This is a genomic window from Nostoc sp. (assembly GCF_036917535.1).
Lineage (GTDB): Bacteria > Cyanobacteriota > Cyanobacteriia > Cyanobacteriales > Nostocaceae > Nostoc.
The window spans coordinates 49443-75596 of sequence record NZ_JBALDA010000036.1 but is presented as its reverse complement, the minus strand read 5'-3'; the positions used below and the strand labels follow the sequence as shown (position 1 = coordinate 75596).

At 40.9% G+C, this 26154-nt stretch carries 11 protein-coding genes; 10 read left to right on the top strand and 1 reads right to left on the bottom strand.

The window, feature by feature from the left end:
- Nucleotides 1-674 precede the first annotated feature (674 nt).
- From V7K56_RS12570 to V7K56_RS12530, 9 genes are all read left to right on the top strand, one after another.
- Complete coding sequence (locus tag V7K56_RS12570; protein WP_334910869.1) at nt 675-2714, top strand: non-ribosomal peptide synthetase; 2040 nt, start codon at nt 675-677, stop codon at nt 2712-2714.
- Between the two features lie 3 nt (nt 2715-2717).
- Complete coding sequence (locus V7K56_RS12565) at nt 2718-6185, top strand: beta-ketoacyl synthase N-terminal-like domain-containing protein (RefSeq protein WP_442940020.1); 3468 nt, start codon at nt 2718-2720, stop codon at nt 6183-6185.
- A 303-nt stretch (nt 6186-6488) separates the two neighbouring features.
- Nucleotides 6489-9899, top strand: coding sequence for a non-ribosomal peptide synthetase (locus V7K56_RS12560; RefSeq protein WP_334910865.1), 3411 nt, complete (start codon nt 6489-6491; stop codon nt 9897-9899).
- Nucleotides 9896-14167, top strand: a complete 4272-nt coding sequence (locus V7K56_RS12555; protein ID WP_334910863.1) for a non-ribosomal peptide synthetase — start codon at nt 9896-9898, stop codon at nt 14165-14167. Before V7K56_RS12560 ends, V7K56_RS12555 begins: the two co-directional genes overlap by 4 nt.
- Nucleotides 14168-14751: 584 nt before the next feature.
- Nucleotides 14752-16923 (top strand): DUF4347 domain-containing protein, encoded by a 2172-nt coding sequence (locus V7K56_RS12550; protein WP_334910861.1) that lies wholly within the window; start codon nt 14752-14754, stop codon nt 16921-16923.
- 814 nt (nt 16924-17737) lie between these two features.
- The gene (locus tag V7K56_RS12545; protein ID WP_334910859.1) at nt 17738-20752 is read left to right on the top strand and encodes a peptidase domain-containing ABC transporter; all 3015 of its coding nucleotides are present in this window, start codon (nt 17738-17740) and stop codon (nt 20750-20752) included.
- Between the two features lie 87 nt (nt 20753-20839).
- Nucleotides 20840-22423 carry an HlyD family efflux transporter periplasmic adaptor subunit gene (locus V7K56_RS12540; protein ID WP_334910857.1) on the top strand — a complete coding sequence of 528 codons (1584 nt, stop codon included), beginning with the start codon at nt 20840-20842 and terminating at the stop codon, nt 22421-22423.
- A 108-nt stretch (nt 22424-22531) separates the two neighbouring features.
- The gene (locus V7K56_RS12535) at nt 22532-23029 is read left to right on the top strand and encodes a DUF427 domain-containing protein (protein ID WP_334910917.1); all 498 of its coding nucleotides are present in this window, start codon (nt 22532-22534) and stop codon (nt 23027-23029) included.
- A gap of 58 nt (nt 23030-23087) precedes the next feature.
- Nucleotides 23088-23615: a GrpB family protein gene (locus V7K56_RS12530; RefSeq protein WP_334910855.1), complete on the top strand. Its 528-nt coding sequence runs from the start codon at nt 23088-23090 to the stop codon at nt 23613-23615.
- A 130-nt stretch (nt 23616-23745) separates the two neighbouring features.
- Here the strand turns inward: V7K56_RS12530 and V7K56_RS12525 are convergent, their stop codons facing one another.
- Nucleotides 23746-24738, bottom strand: a complete 993-nt coding sequence (locus tag V7K56_RS12525; protein WP_334910853.1) for a metal ABC transporter solute-binding protein, Zn/Mn family — start codon at nt 24736-24738, stop codon at nt 23746-23748.
- An 827-nt stretch (nt 24739-25565) separates the two neighbouring features.
- Here V7K56_RS12525 and V7K56_RS12520 point away from each other — a divergent pair.
- Complete coding sequence (locus V7K56_RS12520) at nt 25566-25901, top strand: hypothetical protein (RefSeq protein ID WP_334910851.1); 336 nt, start codon at nt 25566-25568, stop codon at nt 25899-25901.
- Nucleotides 25902-26154 lie beyond the last annotated feature (253 nt).

Below are 26154 nucleotides of genomic sequence, written 5' to 3'. Positions count from 1 at the left end.
TTGAGGAAATAGGTCAAAATATGAGAACTAAATATTAGAGCCAGTGCCCTTTCGTACAAACATTGTAAAATTACGGCATAATTTGTTGTAAAATTTCTCTTTTAATATAATTTCAAAGTTAACGACAGAACTATACTTTGTAAGTAAGAATACTAACGCTTAAGCATATAAAGACTTGAGTATCCTTGCGTAGTGTTACAGCTATATTAATTTTCATACATCATTATGTTGGTTATCTCATACCTAATTTAGCTAAGAGTATAACTACCCAATTATTCGTTACTCATTTATCTCAGAACAATATCGTACTCAATTTATATAGTTCACTGGTTTATCGAAAAATCTATATCGTTAATATACAAAAATGTCTTTCGTGTGAATTTTTGAATAAGCTTTAATATTTCTCAGTCAGTAATCATTCTGATTTTATATATTTTAGTAGTTACATTAACTGCATCCTTAACTCATAAATTGCTTGAATGAGAAATGCAGCAGCATATCAAAACTACACATTATGTAAAATAATATATTTTTAGCGGAAATTAAGTAAGTGGGCGAGAAAACTATCAATTATATTGCAAAATGTAAATTCAACACCTACTTTACAAATTCGTCATTTTACCGTCTTGAAAAAACTAAATATATATTTTTTTATCGTATTTACCTACTTAAATATGAAATCAATAACTAATTCATTGGCTCAAAATAAAAATAAATTATTGGCAGATGAGTGCCAAAATTCATTATCAAAAAATAACTTAGAATCTGATACTTTAACATTACCTATCTTGAAAGAATCTGAAAAAGACCTACTAATCGAGTATAATTATACTCAGCAAGCATCTATTCATCAGTTGTTTGAAGCGCAAGTAGAGCTTACACCTGAGACTGTAGCAGTTGTGTTTGAAGACCAACAATTAACCTACCGTGAGTTGAATATCAAAGCCAATCAACTAGCACAATACTTACAAAATTTAGGTGTAGGACCTGATGTCCTCGTTGGCATCTGTGTAGAACGCTCCTTAGAAATGATAGTGGGATTGTTGGGTATTCTCAAGGCGGGTGGAGCTTATGCGCCACTTGACCCAAATTATCCAGTTGAGCGCCTAGCTTTTATTTTAGAAGATGCTCAAGTTTCAGTATTGTTAACGCAAAAGCACTTATTAAATAATCTTCCTCAAAACTATACTCAAGTTTTATGCCTTGATTCTGACAAAGAAATTCTATCTCAATACAGTTCAGAAAACCCCACGAGTTCAGTAACATCTGAAAATCTGGCTTACATAATTTATACTTCTGGTTCTACAGGTAAGCCCAAAGGTGTATTAATTAATCACTTCAATGTTATACGCTTATTTAAAGCTACCGAACATTGGTATCATTTTAACCAAAATGATGTATGGACGCTGTTTCACTCCTTTGCCTTTGACTTTTCTGTATGGGAAATTTGGGGTGCATTAATTTACGGCGGACGGTTAGTTATAGTGCCATATTTAGTTAGCCGTTCTCCCGAAGCCTTTTATAAATTACTTTGCAAAGAAAAAGTTACAGTTCTCAATCAAACTCCTTCAGCTTTCCAACAATTAATTTACACAGAGCAGACAATTGCTGATTCTGGAAACTTAGCTCTGCGTTGGGTAATCTTTGGTGGTGAAGCATTAGAAATTCAAAGTTTAAAGCCTTGGTTTACTCGTTACGGATATGAGTCTCCAAGGTTGGTGAATATGTACGGTATTACAGAAACTACCGTTCATGTTACCTATCGTCCAATCACAGAAGATGATTTGAGACCAGGAGCAGGTAGTGTGATTGGTTGTGCAATTCCTGACTTGCAATTGTATGTGTTGGATGAGCATAGACAGTTAGTTCCCGTTGGCGTCCCTGGTGAAATCTATGTGGGAGGTGCAGGTTTAGCTCGTGGTTATCTTAATCGGCCCGATTTGACTGCGAAAGCTTTTATTGCTAACCCCTTGAGTAACGATCCCAAGGCGCGACTTTATAAAACTGGTGATTTAGCGAGATATCTACCTAATGGAGACTTAGAATATCTCGGTCGCATTGACCATCAGGTGAAGATTCGTGGCTTCCGAATTGAACTAGGAGAAATTGAAAGAGAAATTGCTCAACATCCTGACGTTCGCGAAGTTGTCGTTCTAGCTCGGCAAGAAGAAACAGGCGAAAAGCAGTTAGTTGCTTATTTTGTTCTTCATCAGAATAGTAGTTACATATCCAATCAATTGCGTAGCTTCTTAGGGCAGCGACTACCTGATTACATGGTGCCATCAGCTTTTATGTTATTAGAATCAATGCCTTTGACTGTAAATGGCAAAGTAGATAGACAGAAATTGCCAGCACCAAGTAGAGAACGTCCGCAACTTGAACAAGCGTACATTGCTCCCCAAAGCGATTTAGAGCGACTGCTTGCAGGTATTTTATCCGAACTGCTCAAAATAGATCGCGTTGGAATTGATGATAATTTCTTTGATTTGGGAGGAACTTCAATCTCAATTGTGCAAGTTGCTGTGCGAGTACAACAGGAACTTGGTATTGAGTTACCTACTGTAAAGCTATTTCAGTATTCAACGATTAGCTCTTTAGCAAATTATTTGTATTCAAATCAGAATAGCCAGCCGTCTTCTAACAAGCTGCAAAATCGCGCCCAACGCCAACAAGCCGCTCGTACTCGTCGCCGTAATCATCAACAAGGTGTTTAAGCAATGGTAAATATGCAAGCATCCGAGAACCAAGATCATATTGATGGTATTGCCATTATTGGCATAGTAGGAAGATTTCCTGGCGCTGGAAATGTCGATGAGTTGTGGCGCAATCTGTGCGAGGGATTAGAGTCAACGACTTTTTTTGAAGATGAGGAACTAGATCCCAGTATTGATCCGAACCTTTGCAAAGATCCTAGCTACGTAAAAGCTAAAGGAATTATTTCTGGGGGAGAAACCTTTGATGCTGCATTCTTTGGCATTAATCCCCTGGAAGCTGTAGTTATGGATCCACAGGCGAGAGTTTTTCTAGAGTTGGTTTATGAAGCCCTAGAAAATGCTGGTTATGAATCAGAGTCTTTTGAGGGTTTGATTGGCTTATACGCTGGTTGCGGTCAAAATACTTATTTTGCTAACCATATTTCTGGACGTATGGAAATTGTTGATCGCATCGGTGAGTTCCAAACTATGTTAGCCAATGAAAAAGACTTTTTAACCACCCGTGCTGCTTACAAGCTCAACCTCAAAGGCCCAGCCGTCAGCGTCAATACAGCTTGTTCCACTTCTTTGGTAGCAGTCATTCAGGCTTGCCAAGCTTTAACCAGCTATCAGTGCGATCTGGCTATGGCGGGTGGTGTATCTATGACTACACCTCAAAACAGTGGTTATCTGGCTCAAGAAGACAGTATGTTGTCTGGAGATGGGCATTGTCGTCCCTTTGATGCCAGCGCTCAGGGTACAATGTTCAACAATGGCGCAGGAGTGGTTGTCCTCAAACGTTTAGAAGATGCACTCAACGATCGCGATCGCATCTATGCAGTAATTCGGGGTTGTGGTATCAATAATGACGGTGCTGATAAGGTAAGTTTTACAGCTCCCAGTGTAGACGGACAAGCAGAGGCCATTGCGATGGCGCAAGCTTATGCCAACTTTCACCCAGAAACCATCTCTTATATTGAAGCTCATGGTACAGCTACACCTTTAGGCGACCCAATTGAAATTGAAGCGCTGACGCAAGCATTTCGTATACATACAGATGCTAAACAATTCTGCGCCATCGGCTCTCTTAAAAGCAATGTCGGACATTTAGTTGCTGCGGCTGGGGTAGCAGGGTTAATTAAAACCGCTCTCGCTCTCCATTATAAAAAGATTCCACCTAGTTTAAATTTTGAGGCTCCTAACCCTAAAATTGACTTTACCAACAGCCCCTTCTATGTCAATACCAAACTAGCTGAATGGTCGGAGGGTAAAACTCCGAGGCGAGCTGGTGTGAGTTCTTTTGGTGTCGGCGGTACTAATGCTCATATAGTGCTAGAAGAAGCACCACAAATCCAAAGTTCAGGATCTTCGCGTCCACAACAGCTATTGTTGCTCTCGGCAAAAACTAGTAAAGCCTTAGAGACTGCAACAGCGAATTTACGGCAATATTTACAGTACAATGCCGAAATTAACTTAGCTGATGTAGCTTATACCCTACAGCGAGGGCGCAAAGCCTTCAACTACAGACGCAGTGTAGTTTGTCACGATATCACAGATGCGATCGCAGCCCTGCAATCTTTAGATTCCAATCAAGTAAATACCCGTCATATAGAAGTCCGCAATCCAGCCGTTGTCTTCATGTTCCCCGGACAAGGATCGCAATATGTGAACATGGGACTGAATCTCTACAATCACGAAACTGTGTTTCAGGAGGTAGTGGATGAATGTGCTGAAATCCTTAAACCTTTACTGGGCATGGATTTACGAGAAATCATCTATCCCGCACCAAGCGATCGCGAAACTGCGGCTATCTCCTTGCGGCAAACCTGCTTTACCCAACCAGCATTATTTGTCATTGAATATGCGTTAGCGCAACTGTGGCAAAGTTGGGGAGTCAAACCCCAAGCCATGATTGGTCACAGTATTGGTGAATTTGTCGCCGCCTGTTTAGCGGGTGTATTTACCTTAGAAGATGCGTTGATGTTGGTTGCAATTCGCGGTCGTTTAATGTGGGAGTTACCCGCAGGAGCTATGCTCTTAGTGCGCCTGCCAGCCAAAGAGTTAGAGCTGCGATTGAGTGCAGAACTAGCGATCGCCGCAATTAATGGCCCTTCCTTGTGTGTAGTTTCTGGCCCCACAGAGGCGATCGCAGTTCTGCAAAAACAATTAGAAAGTGAAGAAGTTGTCTGTCGTCATTTACACACTTCCCACGCTTTCCACTCTCCGATGATGGATAGCATCATAGCCCCCTTTGCTGAGGTAGTTGGAAAGGTTAAATTATCACCACCCCAAATTCCTTTTGTATCCACAGTTACCGCTGACTGGATTACAGCCCAGCAAGCAACCGATCCGATGTATTGGGCTATGCATCTACGCCAGACTGTACGATTTGCTGAGGGCGTACAAACCCTATGGCAGCAGCCAAAACGAGTCTTGTTAGAGGTGGGGCCGCGAATCACAACCACAACCTTAGCCCGGCAACAAGCAAAAGATATTAAACAACAGATGGCGATTTCTTCTCTAAGTGATAACGCTGAGAAGGAAGCCGAATGGACGGCATTACTCAAGGCAGTAGGACAACTGTGGCTAGCAGGAGTATCTATTGATTGGAGCAACTTCTATCAAAGGGAAACGCGACAACGAATTCCTCTGCCTACTTATCCCTTTGAACGCCAACGCTTCTGGATTGATCCTCTACCTCATCCCAATCGTGCAGCAACTCCCAAACTTTCAAATCCCCAATTATTAGAAAAGGCCAAAACTCTGACAACATCTTCTCAGCAAAAACTCATTCACCTGCTCAAAGAAACTATCGAAGAAACTTCCGGATTGGAAATCGCTAGTGTTGACGACTCGACAACGTTTTTAGAAATGGGATTAGATTCTTTATCTCTAATGCGAGTCGGGTTAGCTTTGAAGAAAAAATTTCAAGTCAAGGTAACACTTAGGCAGTTACTAGAAATTTGCCCGAATTTAGAAATGCTAGCTAACTTTATCAATCAAGCCTTGTCTCCCGAAGCTTTATCCACACTAGGATTAACAGAAACCGTTGCAGACCCCACTCCAGAAGTACCATCAGCAGCAACTGTAACCACATCACCCACTTTGGTAGTGAATGAAGTTCATACAAATGGATCTGCACCTCAGATTTCTCCCCAACCAGCTGCATCTAGTTTCCTAGAAAATATAATTAATCAGCAGCTACAAATTATGAGCCAGCAATTAGCACTATTAGCTAATAACAGCCAATCAACAATTCCAGTTGTACCTGCGGTGACATCTCAAAATAATAGTATCAAGCCACAAAATACTGTATCTATTCCTCCAACCCAAACCAGCAAAGAATCAGCAGAAGTTACCAATAACAGCCTACACAATCGTCCTCCACAACCTGATGCCAAATTAGGACGAGATCCCCAAGGGAACCCTGCTTGGTATATTCCTGATACTGAGCGACCTGGCAAATATCTACAAGTTGCCAGTTTTTCCTGAAACGGGGATAGTGGGATGGTAAATATTTAGTATAAAATCTGATATTTAAATTACCTCCGAAAGTTAGGTTTTGAACCGACCCATCTGATTAATTTGCAATCAAAGATTACGCCAAAACATTAACACTGAGAATTTTATCTCAGTGTTAGTAAAAAATTGAATTATTATGTTCAGGAGTAAAAAAGCTAAATATTTAGAGAAATCAGCAATCAAACTAAGTAATTTGTTTCATCAATAGTCGCATTCAGTTTAAATACCTCCGATTTTGAACAATTAAAAAAAGCTATAACATCAAGTTTTTTTATGAGTTTATTACCCTTGAATTCACAATCTGTATTAACATCTGTTGATTTCGATCCATTTTCAGGTGGAGAATTATTATTAACTGCTCCTGCAACCGAATCTCAAAAAGAAATTTGGGCTTCTGTACAAATGGGAGACGGTGCCAATTGTGCTTATAATCAATCCCAATCTCTGCGACTAAAAGGAAATCTGGATGTAAAAGCTCTCCAGTCTGCTATGCAAGAGTTAGTCCAACGTCATGAAGCGTTACGGACAACCTTTAGCACAGATGGCAATACACTCTGCATTGTTGCTTCCCTGAGAATAGAAATTCCGATCATCGATCTTTCTGGACTGGAGTCACAGGAGCAAGAAACAAAAATAGCTAGTATCTTGCAACAAGAGGTAAAACAACCCTTTGATTTAGAACACGGTCCTCTATTTCGGGTAAAAATTGTCAAATTACATCTGCAAGAACATCTAGCAATTTTGACTGCCCATCACATTATTTGCGATGGTTGGTCATGGACGGTATTATTGCCAGATGTGGGTAAACTCTATTCTGGCTTGCAACAGGGTATTGTTCCTGAATTGGAAGAACCTGATCGCTTCAGTGAATATGCGACGTTGCAAGAAGAAGAAATTCAAAGTTCAGAAGCGATCGCTATAGAAAAATATTGGTTAGATCAATTCTCTGATTCTCTGCCTGTACTAGATTTCCCCAGTGATCGCCCACGTCCATTATTTAGAACCTTTAATGCTGCCCGTGAAGATTGGCATTTAAATCCCGAACTAGTTGTCAACCTCAAACAACTAGGAACAAAACTTGGTTGTAGTTTTATGACTACCATCTTGTCAGGATTAGAGGTATGGCTCCACCGCCTGACAGGACAGAACGACTTGGTTGTAGGTGTTTTCGCCGCCGGACAAGCTGCTTTAGGTCAATATAATCTCGTAGGACACTGTGTTAATTTATTACCGCTACGTAGCCGCATCAATGGAGAAAAATCCTTTATTGACTACTTGCAAACGCGGCGTTCGGCTGTATTAGATGCTTATGACCACCAACAATTTACCTTTGGCAGTCTAATCAAAAAATTAATGTTTCCAAGGGATTCTAGTCGTATTCCCTTAGTACCAATCACCTTTAATATCGAGCAGGGCTTGGACGGAAACAGTCTGGGATTTGCAGGGTTGGAGGTGGAGTGTTTCTTCAATCCTCGTGAATTTGAGAATTTTGAACTATTTATCAATGCTACAGAATTACGTGGTCAGCTGATCCTGGAATGTCAGTACAACACCAATTTATTTGATGCTGATACTATCCGTCGCCGAATGGCAGAGTTTGAGGCTCTCTTAGCAGGTATAGTTGCTAACCCCAATCAAATTATTGCCAAATTGCCAATCTTGCCAACAACTGAGCAACAGTTATTGGCAGCATGGAACAATACTCAAACAGCTTATCCTCAAGATAAATTTATTCACCAGCTGTTTGAAACTCAAGTGGAGCGAACACCAGATGCGATCGCTGTTGTGTTTCAAAATCAACAACTGACTTATTTGGAACTTGAGGAGCGTGCTAATCAGCTTGCTCATTATCTCCAAACCTTGGGAGTCAAGCCTGGAGTGCTAGTTGGCATCTCTTTGGAACGGTCAATAGAAATAGCGATCGCTCTGCTAGCTGTACTCAAGGCAGGTGGTGCTTATGTCCCCTTAGACCCCACCTATCCCAAAGAACGCTTGACCTTCATGCTTGATGATGCTCAAGTATCCGTGTTACTTACCCAAGCTAACCTACTTAATTTGTTACCAAATCAGGTAGAAGTAGTTTGTTTGGACACAGATAAAGAAAAAATTAGCCATTATCCAACTCACAAACCTGCTTACCTAGTAACTGCTGAGAATCTAGCCTACGTCATTTACACTTCTGGCTCCACAGGAACACCCAAGGGAGTAAAAGTTTCTCACCAAAATGTTGTCAACCTCCTGGGAAGTATGCGTGAGCAACCAGGTTTGACGCAGCAAGATATTCTGCTATCTGTCACCACTCTCTCCTTTGATATTGCCGTTCTGGAAATCTTCTTGCCGTTAATCGTGGGGGCAACTACTCTAATAGTCAGCCGTGAGGTGGCTACAGATGGTGAGAAACTGCTCGAAACTCTCAACCATTCAGGAACAACAGTCATGCAGGCCACTCCTGCAACCTGGCGATTGCTGCTAGCAGCTGGCTGGCAAGGTTCCAAACAACTCAAGATTCTGTGCGGTGGAGAAGCATTATCACCTACTTTAGCTAAGGAACTGGTGAATCGTGCCCACAGTGTTTGGAATATGTACGGGCCAACTGAAACAACAATCTGGTCTACCTGCTATCAAATAAAAGCAGACGGAATGCCTCTGATTGGTCAGCCCATTGCCAATACTGAAATTTATCTATTAGATGCTTATCAGCAGCCCGTACCTGTAGGAGTTCCTGGTGAACTTTATATCGGCGGTGCAGGTGTAGCGTTGGGTTATTTGAATAGACCTGAACTAACTACACAAAGGTTTATCTCTAACCGATTCAGCCAAGAACCTCATGCTCGACTCTATAGAACAGGTGATTTAGTTCGTTATCGCACTGATGGCAATCTTGAGTATCTGCAACGAATTGACAATCAATTTAAAATTCGCGGTTTTCGGATTGAATTGGGTGAGATTGAAACGGTGATAGCTCAACATCCTGCTGTGAAAGAAGCTGTCGTTGTTGTGCGAGAAGATATCCCAAATGAGAAAACTTTAGTCAGTTATCTAGTTCCAAAAACACCATCGGAAGTTGAGTCTTCAGCGGAGTCTACTAGCAGTACACAACATATTCAAGCCTGGAATCAAAGGTCGGACTTACTGTCTGAATCAGAATCTTTACAAGACCAGACTTTAAGTGATGCTTATGCCAATAGCCCCATACAGAAGCAGACAGTAAATAATCAGCTAATCCCACAATTACGCCAGTTCTTGAAGGAAAAGCTACCAAATTATATGGTGCCCACTAACTTTGTGACGCTGGATGCGATGCCCCTTACTCCTAATGGCAAAGTAGATCGGAAGGCTTTACCAACACCCGATTTTGTTCGTCCAGAACTGACGGAAGGTTATGTTGCACCTCGCACCTTAGTTGAACAGCAGATTGCTGGCATTTGGGCACAAGTCCTCAACTTAAAAAATATCGGCATTCATGACAACTTCTTTGAGCTAGGGGGACATTCAGTACTGGCAATTCAAGTCACTTCACGGTTGCGTCAAATCTTGCAAGTAGAAATACCTCTACTCAACTTATTTGAAGTATCAACTGTAGCTGACTTAGCTGAACGAGTTGAAACACTGCAATGGGCAGCGCAAAATTATCAAGCTTCTGTGACTGAAATGATCAACGACTACGAAGAGGGACAACTATGAAAACCATTCATGAGTTTTTATCAGAACTACGTCATCTAGATGTGAAATTATGGATCGAAGACGGTAGCCTGCGCTATCGCGCTGCTAAGGAGAAGTTGACACCAGATTTACTAAAGCAGATGCGAGAACGGAAAGCCGAAATCTTAGAATTTCTCCTCCAGGCTAATGTTGGTAGTAACAATCTTCCTCATATATTACCTAACATCAGAGATGGCAAACTCCCTCTTTCTTTTGCTCAACAACGCTTATGGATTTTAGAGCAATTTGATCCTGGTAACTCTGTCTACAATATACCTTTAGCCTATCGCCTCACAGGTTCACTGAATCTGGCACTACTGGAGCAATGTCTAGTCGAAATTATCCGCCGTCACGAAATCCTACGAGTTACCTTTACATCTATAGATGGGCAACCCAGCCAAGTCATATCTCCAGATATAACCTTGAATCTGCCGCTTGTCGATTTGAGTCAGTTGCCTCTAGAACAGCGGGAAATTGAAGAAAAAAGACTGGCTGCTCAGGAAGCTCAACAACCTTTCGATCTTTTGCAAGGGCCATTGTTTCGCTTTAAACTGCTACGCCTAACTGAACAGGAGAACATGCTGCTCCTGAACCTGCATCATATAATAGCAGATGGTTGGTCTTCAAAGGTTTTCTTTCAGGAACTCACAACACTTTATGAAGCCTTTGCTGCTGGCAAACCCTCTCCATTACTGGAATTACCTATCCAGTATACTGACTACGTTCACTGGCAGCGTCAGTGGTTACAAGATGCAGTCCTAAAATCTCAGCTTGATTATTGGAAGCAGCAACTAAGTGGCAACTTACCCATATTAGAGCTACCTAGCGATCGCCCACGCCCACCCGTCCAAACTTATTCCGGCGATATCTGTAGCCAGATGCTACCGCAGGCGTTAACTGATGCCCTCAACGCTTTGAGTCAGCAGTCAGGAGTAACACTGTTCATGACTTTATTAGCAGCCTTCAAGGTATTGCTCCATCGCTATACAACACAAGAGGATATTCTTGTTGGCTCCCCAATTGCCGGTCGCAACCAGATAGAAACCGAAGGATTGATGGGTTTATTTGTCAATACCTTGGTCATGCGGACTGACCTTTCCGGCAATCCCAGTTTTCGGGAAATACTCGATCAAGTGCGTCAGGTAGCTTTAGGTGCTTACGCTCACCAAGATTTACCTTTTGAAAAACTGGTGGAAGAACTTAATCCAGAACGCAATGGCAGTCATTCACCACTGTTTCAAGTAATGTTCACGATGAATCCTCCTTGGACAAAGGGGGCACGAGAAGTAGCAGGTTTAAAAATTGCCTCCACCTTTGAATACACCCACACCAGCACGGCAAAATTTGATTTAACTTTGATGATGTGTGATACAGGCAAAGGATTAAGCGCCTCTTTTGAATACAATACAGACTTATTCGATGAAGCGACGATCGCTCGGATGCTTGGACATTTCCAAACTTTACTAGAAGGTATTCTTGCTAACCCAGAGCAACGCATCTCAGAGTTACCGCTATTAACGCCAGTCGAACGGCAGCAGTTACTTGTAGAGTGGAACAATACTCAAACTGACTATCCCCGCCAGGTTTGCATTCATCAACTGTTTGAGTCACAAGTCGAAAGTGCACCCAATGCTGTAGCCCTCGTATTTGCAGGACAAGAACTAACATACCAACAGTTGAATAAACAAGCCAATCAGCTAGCACACTACTTGCAAAGCCTGGGTGTAGGGCCAGAAGTAATGGTGGGATTGTGTGCAGAGCGATCGCTCCAAATGATAATCGGGTTACTGGGTATTCTCAAGGCAGGTGGAGCTTATGTTCCTTTAGATCCCATGTACCCTCAAGAGCGCCTTAGCTTGATGTTAAAAGATGCTCAAGTGGAAATCTTGCTCACTCAACAACATCTGCTCGAAAAATTACCTGTGTGTGGAGCAAAGGTGGTTTATTTGGATAGTGATGCTGAAGCGATGTCTACGACGGGCTACGCCTACGCTCAACATAGTCAAGAGAATGCAGTTAGCCAAACTACCCCGGAAAACTTGGCTTATGTAATCTACACATCTGGTTCTACAGGCATCCCCAAAGGTGTTACCGTCACACATCGGGGTGTCGTGCGCTTAGTTAAAGACACCAATTACATTAGTATAGGTGCAGAAAATGTGTTTTTACAGTTAGCGCCCATATCCTTTGATGCTTCCACTTTTGAAATTTGGGGATGTTTGCTCAACGGCGCAAAGTTAGTGCTCATGCCACCTCACGCACTATCGCTATCAGAACTAGCTGAAGCTCTAAAATATTATCGTGTAACGATACTGTGGTTAACTGCTGGTCTTTTCAACTTAATGGTAGATGAGTATGTTGAAGACTTAAAACAAGTTCGACAACTTTTAGCTGGTGGAGATGTTTTATCTGTCCCTCACATCCAAAAACTTTTGCAAGCAGGCGGAGATTGTCGGCTGATTAATGGCTACGGGCCAACGGAAAATACAACTTTTACTTGTTGCTATTCTTTAGACAGCAATATTAAAATTAATGGTTCTATTCCCATTGGCCGACCTATTTCCAATACACAAACTTACATACTGGATAGCAATTTGCAGCCTGTCCCAATTGGTATACCAGGTGAGTTATATATTGGCGGTGATGGTTTGGCTAGGGATTATCTCAAACGGCCAGAATTGACCACCGAAAAGTTTATTTACAATCCCTTTAAAAATTCACAATTTGAATCGGATCATCTATATAAAACTGGCGATTTAGCTCGTTACTTACCAGATGGCAATATTGAGTTTATCGGACGTTTAGACCATCAAGTAAAGATTCGCGGCTTCCGCATTGAGTTGGGAGAAATTGAGGCGATGCTGGGTCAACACCCAGGAGTACAGAAAAATGTCGCTGTTGTCAGAGAAGATGTTCCTGGTAATAAATTGATAGTTGCTTATCTTGTTCCTCAGGTAGGTGAAACTATTGTTAGCGATGAAATGCACAACTTTCTCAAGCAAAAACTGCCCAATTATATGTTGCCTGCGGCCTTTGTCATACTAGACTCTCTGCCACTTAATACTAATGGCAAAGTTGATCGCAAAGCTTTACCTGTGCCCAATTTGACTAATTCTAAAATAGAAAAAACATTTGCTACAGCAGAAAATCCACTACAACTTCAATTAACAGAAATCTGGGAAAATGTTTTAGGAGTTCATCCGATTGGAATAACAGACAACTTTTTTGATTTAGGTGGACATTCACTGCTAGCAGTACGTCTGTTTTCTCAAATTGAAAAGATCGTAGGCAAAAATCTCGCTCTATCTATCCTCTTGCAAGCACCAACTATTGAGCAGTTAGCTAATGTTATTGAGCGAGAAATATGCTCAAAACCTGGGATTGCAGCAACACCAATAGCTGATGTCAAGTCTGAAACATCAATTCCTTGGTCATCTTTAGTACCTATTCAACCCAACGGTTCTAAGCCTCCTTTCTTCTGTGTACATGGTTTTGGTGGAGAAGTTTTACGTTTCCGTGAATTGGCAGTGCATTTAGGATCAGATCAACCATTTTATGGACTACAACCACAAGGGTTAGATGGAAAACAGCTTCCATATACCCGGATTGAAGACATGGCAGCGCACTATATTCAACAAATCCAGACTATTCAGCCCCATGAGCCTTATTTGATCGGCGGATACTCTTCTGGGGGTATAATTGTTTACGAGATGGCTCGGCAATTGGTCATGCAAGGTAAGAAAGTAGCTTTGCTAGTTTTATTTGATACCTACGGTTCCAGAAATATTGAATCTGTGCCATTGCAAAAACCAACCTCTCGTAATTGGAAAAGTCTTTTAGCAACCGCATCTAACTATGTTATTAAGCGGATAAAAGGAAATATAGAGCTGCTTAAGTATCAGATCAAAGAGATACTTTGGCGGAGTGTTTTTCACTTTCACCTGATTCTCGGACGCCCCTTACCTTACTCCAACCGGAAATTCATGGTGGAAGAGGCCACCAGACAAGCGCTCAGCAAATATGTTCTACAAGTTTACTCAGGTCGAGCAACCGTATTCCGAACAGAAGATAATCTTGTAGTTGGACAACAGGAGGCTGATCCGAAAATGGGTTGGGGTAAATTGGCATTAGGAGGAGTGGATATTTATGATGTTTCTGGGATTCATAATTCCATTTTTAAAGAACCTCATGTACGAACTGTATCCGAAAAAATGAAGGCTTGCATAGATGAAATTATTGCAGAAACCTAAATCTTTCTAGACTTATAAGAATTAAGAATATTTCACTCAGTGAGGTACAAAGCTTTAGTCTCTAAGCCACATATAAAGCCTGTTTTGCTTGTGAATCTCCGAATTTAAGTAGACGATCAAAGTTATTTCTGAATTCTGTTTTAGTGATAGCTTTCTAACCTCATCTCGCTTACGGGATGGGGTTATTTTATGCGCGGGTAATACTTCAACTGACGGCTTGTATAGATGTGTAAATGCTCGGCAATAAAGCCTTTGCATCAGTTCTAAGCCTGTGCGTAGGCGTGTTACAGGCATTTTTTGACACTGAAGAAAGACAGTAAATTATACCGCGACTTTCAAAGCTGATTCCCTGTTTGCGCCATTTATTATTATTGATGGCTGACGTGATGTTATTTGCGATGGCAATGGTAATATTGATCCGCAGGTTTAAGCAGTAAATTTACTGGAGTTAACTATTTGCCTTTTATATAAGTTTAATAATTGACTCCTTCACGATGCCAAAAAAAAATCCTGCTTCTACGTGATTTCCAGGATATGGCACGCAACGGCTGCAACGAAAAAACTATTAATTAATAAGAGTAATTATGTCAGACACCATCCCGATCGCTACCCAGTCAACTCAAGACTTGTATGAGCAAATACCTGCTACTCACCTAGTTTTCATCGACCCACAGGTTGAGAACTACCAAAGTCTGGTAGCAGGTGTTTTGCCGAACACCTCTGTTGTAGTCTTAGATCCTCACCAGAATGGCATTGAACAAATTAGCCAAGTGCTGGCAACTCATCGGGAAATCAATACCTTACACATTGTTTCTCACGGCGCACCAGGGCAAGTTTATCTGGGGAACAGTCAACTCAGCTACCAAACCCTCAACCATTATGCTTGGCAACTCATGGACTGGGCAAATGTTTTGAGTGCAGATGCACAACTGCTGTTGTATGGTTGCGAAGTCGGGCAAACAGAGCAAGGTAAAGCATTTGTACAGCGCCTGAGTGAATTGACAGGTGCAGTAGTAGCGGCGTCTGATGATTTAACGGGGAGTACTGCATTAGGTGGTAACTGGAAACTGGAAGTTTCTACGGGGGCAATTGTTCCTACTCTAGCGTTTCAGCCAGAAGTAATGGCAGTTTACGCTTCAGTGCTAGCTGCTCCATTCTTGTCCAAGGCGATCGCAGACCAACAAGCCACTGAAGATATTCTCTTCAGCTTCACTGTACCAGATGACACTTTCACTGATCTAGATATCGGAGATACCCTCACCTACACTGCAACTCTGGCCGACGATACACCTTTGCCGAAAGGGTTGAAGTTCAATACCGCTACCAAGACTTTCAGTGGTACTCCCGATAATCAGGAGGTAGGTAGTCGAAACATCAAAGTTACCGCTCAGGATCTTGGTGGAGAAACAGTTAGTGATGTGTTTAAACTCACGGTTAATAATGTCAATGATCCTCCAGTTTTGTCCAAGGCGATCGCAGACCAACAAGCCACTGTAGGTAGTCTCTTCAGCTTCACTGTACCGGATGACACTTTCACTGATCCAGATATCGGAGATACCCTCACCTACAGTGCAACTCTGGCCGACGATACACCTTTGCCGAAAGGGTTGAAGTTCAATGCCGCTACCAAGACTTTCAGTGGTACTCCCGATAATCAGGAGGTAGGTAGTCGAAACATCAAAGTCACAGCTCAGGATGTTGCTGGAGAAACAGCCAGTGATGTGTTTAAAATCACGGTTGCTGACGATAATGCTGTAGTGACAAAAATTACAGGGGATATCATTAGTGTCCAGACTAAGCTGAACAATAAAGGTGATAAAGCAAAACTCTCAGTCAAGATTAAAAACAACACTTCTTCAGAAGTGAATGAACTAAATGTATTTACTGTTGATGACGAAGAAGGTAGGATTAACGGCATAGCCCCTGGTGCAGAAGGCTATACACAAGCGGCTCTTTTGCGTTCAAAGGTGGTTTTCTCTACTCTTGCCAATTTACCTAATGGTTTTAATCCTGCCGACCTGAAAAACATATTAGAATTCGACTCCGATACTAAACTCAGATTTTATCTGGTATCTAACAGTACTACTCAAGCTGTACTGTCTGGAAAAACCCCCTTCTCAAACGTGCTTTTTTCCTCAAGTACAAATAACAACATAGACAATCAAGGGTTTTCTCTTAATTTTCCGAATTTGGCAGTGGATATTCAGCCAACCGATCAACAGGTATCTTTAGGTACTGGTCTACAAGGCGAATATCAAGGCGAACTGATCGATTTAAGAAGTATGACACAATCGGTAACAGCTGAGTTTCAAGTCAACAGAGAGGCATCTTATGATAACTTTGTCGGCTTCTATCAGGTGGCTGATGAAAATGGTGGAATTGACACTAATGGCGATGGTAAAGCAGATATTTTGGTTGGACAAGCAGGTTATGCCGAAGCCGCTGTGCGTAGGCGTGTTGCAGGCATTGACTTGACGGTGAGTGACCAAGGCACTGCAAATTACACTAGCACTTTCGATCCAAATTCTTTGTTTGCACCATTTATTATTGCGAATGGCAGACCCGAAGCGATTCTCAGTGGTAATGCCAGCAATAAAAATGTTTACTTCACATTTTTAGGTGCTAATTCAGATAAAGTAGATCACATTCGGCTATTGGGAAATAACACCTTTGGTTTTGAGGATTTACCAAATGGTGGTGATAAAGATTACAACGATGTGATTGTACGCGTCAATTTGAGTGCTAATCTTGCCTAGTATCAGATACGAGTAATTACTTAGCAAAATAGAACAACCTCATCCCGGTTGCGGGATGAGGTTGTTTTGTGCATAACGATTAGATGGACTCGCTATTAATTAAACTAGTAAATTTACTGAAGGCACTTATTGTCTTTCCTTCATAAATTTAATAGTTGATTCCTCTAGAGTGACAAAGAGTCTTCCTCTTTACTTTTCCAGTTAATTTTTATTAAATTAAGCTAGCAAAAAAGTGATGGAGAATTATTTCATAATTAGGTATAGGTAGTTTTTAACGAGGAAAGCTTCTGTCTTTCGCCACTAGTGATATTTTCAACCCCTAGATTCGAGAATTTGTAAAAAATAATTCAGAAATTTAAAGTTTTTTTATTACATACTTGTTAAGTAGGGTATTTACTTAGGAAAGCATCTGTGATATTTTATGTTGACTATCATAAAGTAAAATATGCACTGCTAAATTTAACAACCACTTTTATGTGTTTTGGTTTGATGATGAGTATTTATCTTGCATAGTTGCAATACTAAGATATTAATTTTAATTTTGTATAAATTATGTAGTGTTAACCAAGTGATAACTTGTCCTCGACCTATTTACAGTATGCTTGATTTTGAAAAACGTATAACAATCGTAACCATGTGATATAAATACAGGTCTGCAATTAAACGAACTTGCTCTCTGTACTTTTACACATTTAAACACCTGAATTCCATAGAAGTCTTGTTACTGCTGGCATAAAACCAAACACTGCCACTGTTAGTAAAATAGATACCCCCTAATATTTTCGACTTAATTCCTCACTTTAACTTGTTTTATATGACTTATATTAAGAACACTTTTCCCGAATTTCTCACCGCCCTAGAGGGGTTTGAACAGTTGCCAGATGGGGCGATCGCTAATTTATCAGAACAACTGCAAGCTTGGCGCTACCGCATAGGTCAGAAAATCATCGGTAAAGAAAGCCTCCCGGAACGCATCACCATCATTTATGAAGGACAAGTGCGCCTGTTGGGATATGACCCCCAGACGCAATTGCCAATCACCCTAAAATTACTGCAACCGGGGGAAATTATCGGCGAAATCAGTTTATTACGCGATGTCGCCTGTGAAACAGCGATCGCTTCCACCGAAGTAGTATGTTTAACCTTGAGTGCATCAGCATATTTTAGCTTTCTGGCTTCATACCCAGCTTTTGCCGAAGCTCGCAAGAACCGCAGTTATTTGGTAGAAGTTTTCGATATTCTCAGTTCCTATTGGCAAAAGCAAGCAATTGCTACCTTAAATCTCAGAGAACTGGCAGAAAAAGCCTTACCCCAGGCGAAAATACATTATCTCCCTTTAGGAAAAACTCCCTTCAACCAACTGGATAGCAAAAGCGTTTGGTTTGTGAGTGGCGGTGGTACAGTCACGAATTTCTCACCTGGCGATCGCCTTGAATCAGACGATGATAGAGACAAGATCCAGGTCATCGGTCAAAACCCCGCACGCTTGCTTGGTATACATCCGTCAGATTTGCTCTTAGAAGATAGTCGTCATCAGATAGAACTTGCGGTAAGTGAAACCAGAGTAGATAGAGATAGCGCTGACGACCTAGAAATTATTCCCTACGCATCAGACGAAGTAGTTCCACAGACAGCCCCCCAAAATTCTAAGAATTCTTCAAAACAAAAATACCCATTTTTTGGCGGTAAAGGAGAACTAAATTCAACCTTCGCCTGCTTTCAAATGATCGCGAAGCACCTAGAAATGCCGTTTCGTCGAGAGGTGGTTCGCCGCATCTTAACTGAGCAAATCAAACGTCAGGGCACTATATCGTTTCAAGTTACTGCTTACCTAGCAGAGTTAATTGGACTGAAAGCGCAGTTGATAGAACTACCGACCGCCTCAGTGACGCGCATTCCGACACCGGCATTGATTCGCTATGGTGATAATTTTGCCGTTTTATATGCAGTGGATGCAAATACTGCGGTTGTGGGTGTGCCATCTAAAGGAATTGTGCGTTGCAAACCTGCTCAATTGGTCGAACAATTAGATGTCGATCCAACTGACTTTCCGCCCAAAGTTAGGGTATTACTGCTGACTACTACCAATCAAACGCCGCAAGAACGTTTTAGCTTGCGGTGGTTTCTGCCCTATTTGTCAAAGTATCGTCGAGTCTTAATAGAGGTCTTTATCGCTTCCTTTTTCGTGCAGTTGGCAGCGTTGGCAAATCCCCTAGTCGTTCAGTTAATTATCGACAAAGTTATTACTCAAAATAGTATTGGCACACTACATATTTTGGGGATTTTGCTATTAGTAGTCGGACTATTTGAAGCAGTGTTGACTACCTTACGAACCTACTTATTTGTCGATACCACTAATCGGATCGATATGGGTTTAGGGTCGCAAATCATTGACCACTTACTACGTCTACCGCTGCGCTATTTTGAACGCCGACCTGTGGGTGAACTTTCGACTCGCATCAACGAATTAGAAAATATCCGGCAATTCCTCACAGGTACTGCTTTAACAGTGGGGTTAGATGCTCTATTCTCGTTGGTTTATATCGGTGTAATGCTAATTTACAGTTGGCAACTCACCTTAGTCGGCTTAAGCACAATCCCCGTGTTTGTATTGATTACCTTAGTCGCTTCTCCCACTATTAGCAGACAGTTACGTGCCAAAGCCGAACGCAACGCCGAAACTCAATCTTATTTAGTCGAGGTGATGTCAGGAATTCAAACAGTAAAAGCGCAAAATATCGAATTGCGATCGCGCTTTTCCTGGCAAGAGCGTTACGCCCGATTTGTCGCTGCTGGTTTTAAAACAGTTGTGACTTCTACCCTCGCTAACTCTACTAGTAACTTTCTCAACAAACTCAGCAGCTTACTAGTTTTGTGGGTAGGAGCTTATTTAGTACTGCAACAACAATTAACTTTAGGCGAATTAATTGCCTTTAGGATTATATCGGGTTATGTCACCAGCCCAATATTACGTTTAGCTCAACTCTGGCAAAGCTTCCAAGAAACTGCCTTGTCCCTAGAGCGTTTAAGCGATATTGTCGATACACCAGAAGAAGGAGAAACAGACCGCTACAATATACCTTTACCTACTATTAAGGGAGCAGTGAAATATGAAAATGTTTCCTTCCGGTTTGGTACAAGTGGCCCTCTACAACTTTCTAATGTCAACCTCGAATTTGCACCAGGTCAATTTATCGGCATTGTCGGACAAAGTGGATCTGGTAAAAGTACGATGATGAAATTACTGCTGAGACTTTATGAAACTGAGTCTGGCAGAATTTTGATTGATGGTTATGATATTGCCAAAGTGGAACTTTATTCGTTGCGACGACAAATTGGTGTAGTTCCCCAAGAAACATTATTGTTTGACGGCAGCGTTCAGGAAAATATTGCCCTAACCAATCCCGATGCCACAACCGAAGAAATTATCGAAGCGGCTCAGGTTGCGTGCGCCCACGAGTTTATCATGAACTTACCAAACGGTTATAACACGCGAGTGGGAGAACGGGGTTCTGCACTTTCAGGTGGACAACGACAAAGAGTTGCGATCGCTCGTTCTGTTTTACAACGACCAAAATTATTAGTTTTAGATGAAGCAACTAGCGCATTAGATTATCCCACAGAACGGCAAATATGTCTCAACTTAGCCAAAGCATTCAAGGGTGATACAGTATTTTTTATTACCCACCGACTAAACACTGTAAGTAATGCAGACATGATTGTTGTAATGGATAATAGCAGGGTTATAGAACAAGGTAGCCATCAAGAATTAATGGCTACTAAGGGTCATTATTATTACCTGTATCAGCAACAAGATGTAAACTTGTAATTAGTCATTCTTGAGGGCAAAGGTTTTTGGCATCGGGAAACATTGCCCACCTTACAAAAAAGTCAAAATCCAAAATCCAAAATCGCTATGACTCAACTTAATGGGAATCATCTCAACGGCAATCATAAAAACGGAAATCATAAAAATGGAGTGAAGCAAGATTCACGGGTACTGACAAAACAACAGAAAGCTATTCAAGAGTCTTTCACTAACTCAAACACTAAGGAGTTTGAGCAATCCATTGTCTTGCGCCAATCTCCAATTTGGTCGCGTACAATCATGGTTACACTCATGGGGCTAGCTTGTTTTGCAATTGGTTGGACTTATTTTGCAAAAATTGAGCAAGTAGTGCCAGCAACAGGGCAATTAAAACCGCAAGGAACAGTCAAAGAAGTTCAGGCTCCTGTTAGTGGAGTGGTGAAAACAGTTAATGTTAAAGATGGACAAGAAGTAAAACCAGGTCAATTATTGGTAACTTTTGATTCCATAGCCTCTGTTGCCGAATTAAATAATTTGAATAAAATTCGCCTTGCATTACTTAAAGAAAACCAGATTTATCGCCGATTGATGAATGCAAGTACTGCCACTGGCTCAGAATTGTTATATTTACAGGGTAATTTGCCCCAAGAAACTGCTTTTTTGCTAAAAAGTCGAGCAGCATTAGTAGCAGAAAATGAATTATTCCGCACTCAATTAAAAAACTCTGGTCAAGATTCTGGAGTAGGAATTGATGAACAACAACTTCTACGAGTGGCTAAACAAGAATTAGACTCTCGCTCCTCAGCAGCGCGATTAGAAGTAGAAAAAACCAAAAAACAATTTACTCAAAATCAAATTAAACTGGCAGATAGTAAATCAAGTTTAGCTATTCAACAGCGGGTATTAGATAAGCTGAAGATATTAGCAGAAGAAGGTGGTATTTCTCAACTTCAGTATCTCAATCAGCAACAAGAAGTACAAAACCGCGCGGCGGAAGTAGCACAACTAGGTGAAGAACTGAAACGCCTCCAGTTTGATATAGAAAAAGGACAACAGGATTTAAGCAATACAGTCGCTGTTTCTAATAAAAACATTTTGGATAAGATAGCTCAGAACAAACAGCAGATTGCTACAATCGATAGCCAATTTATGAAAGATGTGCTGGATAATGAGCAGCGTTTGGCAGATGTCAATAGTAAAATATCTCAATCACAGTTAAACGTTAAATATCAAGAACTCCGCGCACCTGTAGCTGGAACAGTTTTCGATTTGCAAGCAAAAAATCCTGGATTTGTTGCAACTCCAACGACAAAAATGTTGCAAATCGTCCCCAAGGAAAACTATATTGCTGAAGTTTTCATCACTAACAAAGATATTGGATTTGTGCGAAAAGGTATGAAGGCAGATGTCAGAATTGACTCCTTTCCTTACAGCGAGTTTGGCGATATTAAGGGGGAAGTTCTTGAAATAGGATCAGACGCATTACCACCAGACCAAACCCATCAGTTTTACAGATTTCCGGCAAAAGTCGCATTAGATAAGCAATCCCTATTCATTAAGGGTAAAAAAGTTAACTTGCAATCAGGTATGTCCATCAGTGCCAATATAAAAGTGCGCGAAGAACGGACTGTGCTTAGTTTATTCACTGAGTTGTTTACCAAGCAAGTTGATGCTCTTAAACAGGTACGATGAAGAAGGTTGAGTTAAAAGATGGCAGTGACTCCACAAGGAGAGTTGCTGCTTCACTAAGTACATCAGTACTGAGTACTTTTTCCTCTCTCAGCACTCACACTCTTGATGATGGTTAATTTTCAACGCATCGAACCCGCTCTTGGACAAGAATCAGTTTGGGATTATCCCCGTCCTCCTCTTTTGGAGGACACAACCAAACATATCCAAATAATCTTTAACAAAGTAGTAATTGTAGATACTCACAGCGCCAAACGTGTTTTAGAAACTAGTCATCCTCCTTCTTACTACATTCCCCCAGCGGATATCAAAATGGAATATCTACACATGACTCCGCAATCTAGCTTTTGTGAGTGGAAGGGAAGTGCTGGTTACTACACAATCCGAGTTGGTGATAAAGAAGTCCACAATGCTGCCTGGTTCTATCCCAAACCCACACCAGCCTTTGAATCTATGAAGGACTATGTAGCTTTTTATGCTCATTTAATGGATAAATGCTATGTCAATGGCGAAGAGGTGCAACCACAACCAGGTAATTTCTACGGTGGTTGGATAACCAGTGATATTGTTGGGCCATTTAAAGGCACTCCTGGTACTTGGGGATGGTGAATCAATTTTGAATTTTAAATTTTGAATTCAAATTCAAGAATGTTGTTTCTAAATTCTGATGAAAGTAGAAGTAGTACCACATAATCCAACATGGCGCGGTAAATTCGACGATGAATCAAAGCATGTTGCGCTTACACTAGGTGAAAATATAGTTGCTATTCACCATATTGGCAGCACAGCAATTCCACATATCTATGCAAAACCCATTATTGATTTGTTGGTTGAAGTTGAAAATATCGCTAAAGTAGATGATTGTAGTTTGGGTATGGAAGCGTTAGGTTATGAAGTAATGGGCGAGTTTGGCATACCAGGTCGTCGTTTCTTTCGTAAAGAGAATGAAACAGGTGCAAGAACGCATCATATCCACACCTTCACAGCCATATCACCGGAAGTAGAACGACACTTAGCATTTCGGGATTATATGATTGCACATCCCGAAGATGCACAAAAATATAGTGAATTAAAACGTAAGTTAGCGAAACAATATTCTAACGATATCATCGGATATATGGATGGGAAAGATGGATTCATCAAAGAGATGCAAAAAAAAGCATTAGTATGGTGGACACTTGATAAATCTAAATAACACAATTTCTTTTACCCATCTCCCTTAATATTTAAAACACCAATTCTGTCTTCTAAAAATAGACTAATAAACCAAGTTTTCTGCAATCTTAAAAAACCTGGTTTTTAGGATTCTTGAATTGATGTTATGGCTACCTAGTAGCTTTCGCTTCAAACATCAAATACGTGCCTCCTAATCCTTCCACAATTGTGCGTGTATTGGTAATCATCATTTTCTGATAAGTATCCGCCTCACTTCCTGGTTCACCAAGTCCCTCAGCGTATAACTTTCTATCAAAAATATTCACTTGAGCTTCTCTGGCTACAGATTGAATTAGATTAGAATTAATTTCCACTTCTGCAAAAATTGTTGACACTTTAGCCCGTTTAATGTTTGTAGCCAAATTTTTCACTTGTTCATCTGTCAGTTTTTCGTTAGTACTAATACTTTGCAATCCTCCTGCCAATGAAACACGGTATGCTTTAGTATAATAACTTAGTGCATCAGAAGTTGTAACTAACTTACGTTCTTTGGTAGGAATACTGGCAATTCTTGACTTAATCCAGCTATCTAGTTGAGTAAGTTCATTTGTAATTTTTTTAGTATTATTGGTATAAGCATCTGCATCACTAAACTGTAATTTTCTCAAATTACTATTAATTACCTCCACCATTCTGATAGCATTTTTGGTATTGTGCCAAACATGAGGATCGCTTACATTCTTACCATCTACCTGAAATTTTTGTGGCTTAGGCACTGCCAGTTGAGCAACACCTATTTTCGGTGCACGGTTTTTAGTTGCTTTAATTAACTTGATCAGATTTGGTTCAAAATTGTAACCATTATAAAGAATAAGATTAGCTTGCTCAATGGCTTTACGATCTTCCGATTTTGGTTTATAAAATTGGGGGTCGGCAGTAGGGGAAATCAAGCAGGTGAGGTTAACTGTATTTCCGGCAACCTGCCTGGTTAAGTCACACAGTACACTTGTAGTCGCTACAACATGGGGAAGATTCTCATTTACCTGGGTGCTAGTCTGAGTGAATGTAGTTCTTACAGCTTGATTTCCACACCCAACAAATCCAATCGTCAAGGCAACAAAAATAGCTGGGAAGAAATTATTCAATGGTGATTTTTTTGACATCCTCAACTCCTACTGGATGTATAAAAAAAGATAATCATTATTGGTAAAGTATTAGTAAAATACTAGGGGAAAGTTTTCATTAGGGAAGAGGTTAAGGGCTGACGGAGAAGCCTTTGGCAAAGAAAAGAGTAAAGGTTATACCAATTCAAAATTCAAAATTCAAAATTAATACAGCGTAAGCATTTCATTGGTTTTGAATGGTGAGGCAGTCCGGTCTTGGGGGTTCCCCCCATGAGGAACTGCCGAACCCGAAGGGGTGGTTTATTTACGCCGTACTGCACTAGTGAGGTTTTTACAGGCAAAATATTTATTAACTGCACACGACAGGCTGGAAAACTAGTAGAGCTAAGAGCACAATATATAAAGGCAATGCTGGGGAGTCTCCAAAAGTAGTGTAGTTCTCTTACCATCTGTTGAAGGGTCTATACCATTGTGCTTATATCCCACAAAGTCGCAAATTGACTAGAATGATCGGGTTAAGGAGTGGCAGGTAGTAATGATCGGGCTTATCGAGCATACGGGTTGATTTCGCAAACCGAGTTGTGAATCTAAGGCAATTGTAGCTGTGGTTTTGCGAGGTGTGGATATATCGTTGTTGCAAAATTGGCAAATTGGCGATTTTTTAGCCATCAGCCTTTGTTACTACTAATTTTCACCTAGTAAAGCCTTTCAATAGCGCTTAGAGCATCATCTAACTACTTTTTATTGCCAGAATCCAGATGTACTTTGTGCCATAAATTTTATCCTCTAGTTTTTTCATTATTAAATAAGAGCCAAATCAAGTATATAGAACAATTCCTCAAAGCTAATATTGGTCAAGATAAACAATGGTAATTTTAGTTGTCATAATTAACACCCTGATTTCACTGATACTAATCTATGTGGCTTGGCGGGTGTGGCAACTTAAGCAGCAGCTAGCATACATAGCAGATAGGTTAACCGCCTATGAAAGTTGTACTAATGCAGCCCTGAATAAAGCACCCGAAAATATTTATCTCAACCAACAGAATATTTATAACTTACGGCAGAAAAATCAAGCGCTACAAATACAAATTCAACAAGTGCGGCAAATTATCAGTCTACTTTTGCTAGGGCGGCAAATCTGGCAGCGTTATTTTCTGAAGCTAGAGTTAATATCTGTGAAAAGAACAGCTGCAAAATGAGTTATCTCAGGTTCAAATGAATATTTATGATTAGGGCTGACGGGGGTGCATAGAGAGAAGTCTGTAGTAAGATCCCACAGGTTGCATTGGCTTGTGGCGTAGGCATAGCCCGCCGCAGGCATCCCTTCCCCTTTCCATAACCTAATCTTAAACAAAGTAGCCATACCAGATACGGAACGGGAGCAAGACATAACACAAAGAAACGTCCGCCAGAAGACTTACGGAGGTATCAAAACTTTGAGAGATACAGGTA

What these genes read in the sequence shown, in the direction of transcription:
- V7K56_RS12520 (WP_334910851.1), top strand. Translation starts at nt 25,566, where the DNA reads ATGGTAATTTTAGTTGTCATAATTAACACCCTGATTTCACTGATACTA.
- V7K56_RS12570 (WP_334910869.1), top strand. Translation starts at nt 675, where the DNA reads ATGAAATCAATAACTAATTCATTGGCTCAAAATAAAAATAAATTATTG.
- V7K56_RS12530 (WP_334910855.1), top strand. Translation starts at nt 23,088, where the DNA reads ATGAAAGTAGAAGTAGTACCACATAATCCAACATGGCGCGGTAAATTC.
- V7K56_RS12535 (WP_334910917.1), top strand. Translation starts at nt 22,532, where the DNA reads ATGGTTAATTTTCAACGCATCGAACCCGCTCTTGGACAAGAATCAGTT.
- V7K56_RS12550 (WP_334910861.1), top strand. Translation starts at nt 14,752, where the DNA reads ATGTCAGACACCATCCCGATCGCTACCCAGTCAACTCAAGACTTGTAT.
- V7K56_RS12545 (WP_334910859.1), top strand. Translation starts at nt 17,738, where the DNA reads ATGACTTATATTAAGAACACTTTTCCCGAATTTCTCACCGCCCTAGAG.
- V7K56_RS12555 (WP_334910863.1), top strand. Translation starts at nt 9,896, where the DNA reads ATGAAAACCATTCATGAGTTTTTATCAGAACTACGTCATCTAGATGTG.
- V7K56_RS12525 (WP_334910853.1), bottom strand. Translation starts at nt 24,738, where the DNA reads ATGTCAAAAAAATCACCATTGAATAATTTCTTCCCAGCTATTTTTGTT.
- V7K56_RS12565 (WP_442940020.1), top strand. Translation starts at nt 2,718, where the DNA reads ATGGTAAATATGCAAGCATCCGAGAACCAAGATCATATTGATGGTATT.
- V7K56_RS12560 (WP_334910865.1), top strand. Translation starts at nt 6,489, where the DNA reads ATGAGTTTATTACCCTTGAATTCACAATCTGTATTAACATCTGTTGAT.
- V7K56_RS12540 (WP_334910857.1), top strand. Translation starts at nt 20,840, where the DNA reads ATGACTCAACTTAATGGGAATCATCTCAACGGCAATCATAAAAACGGA.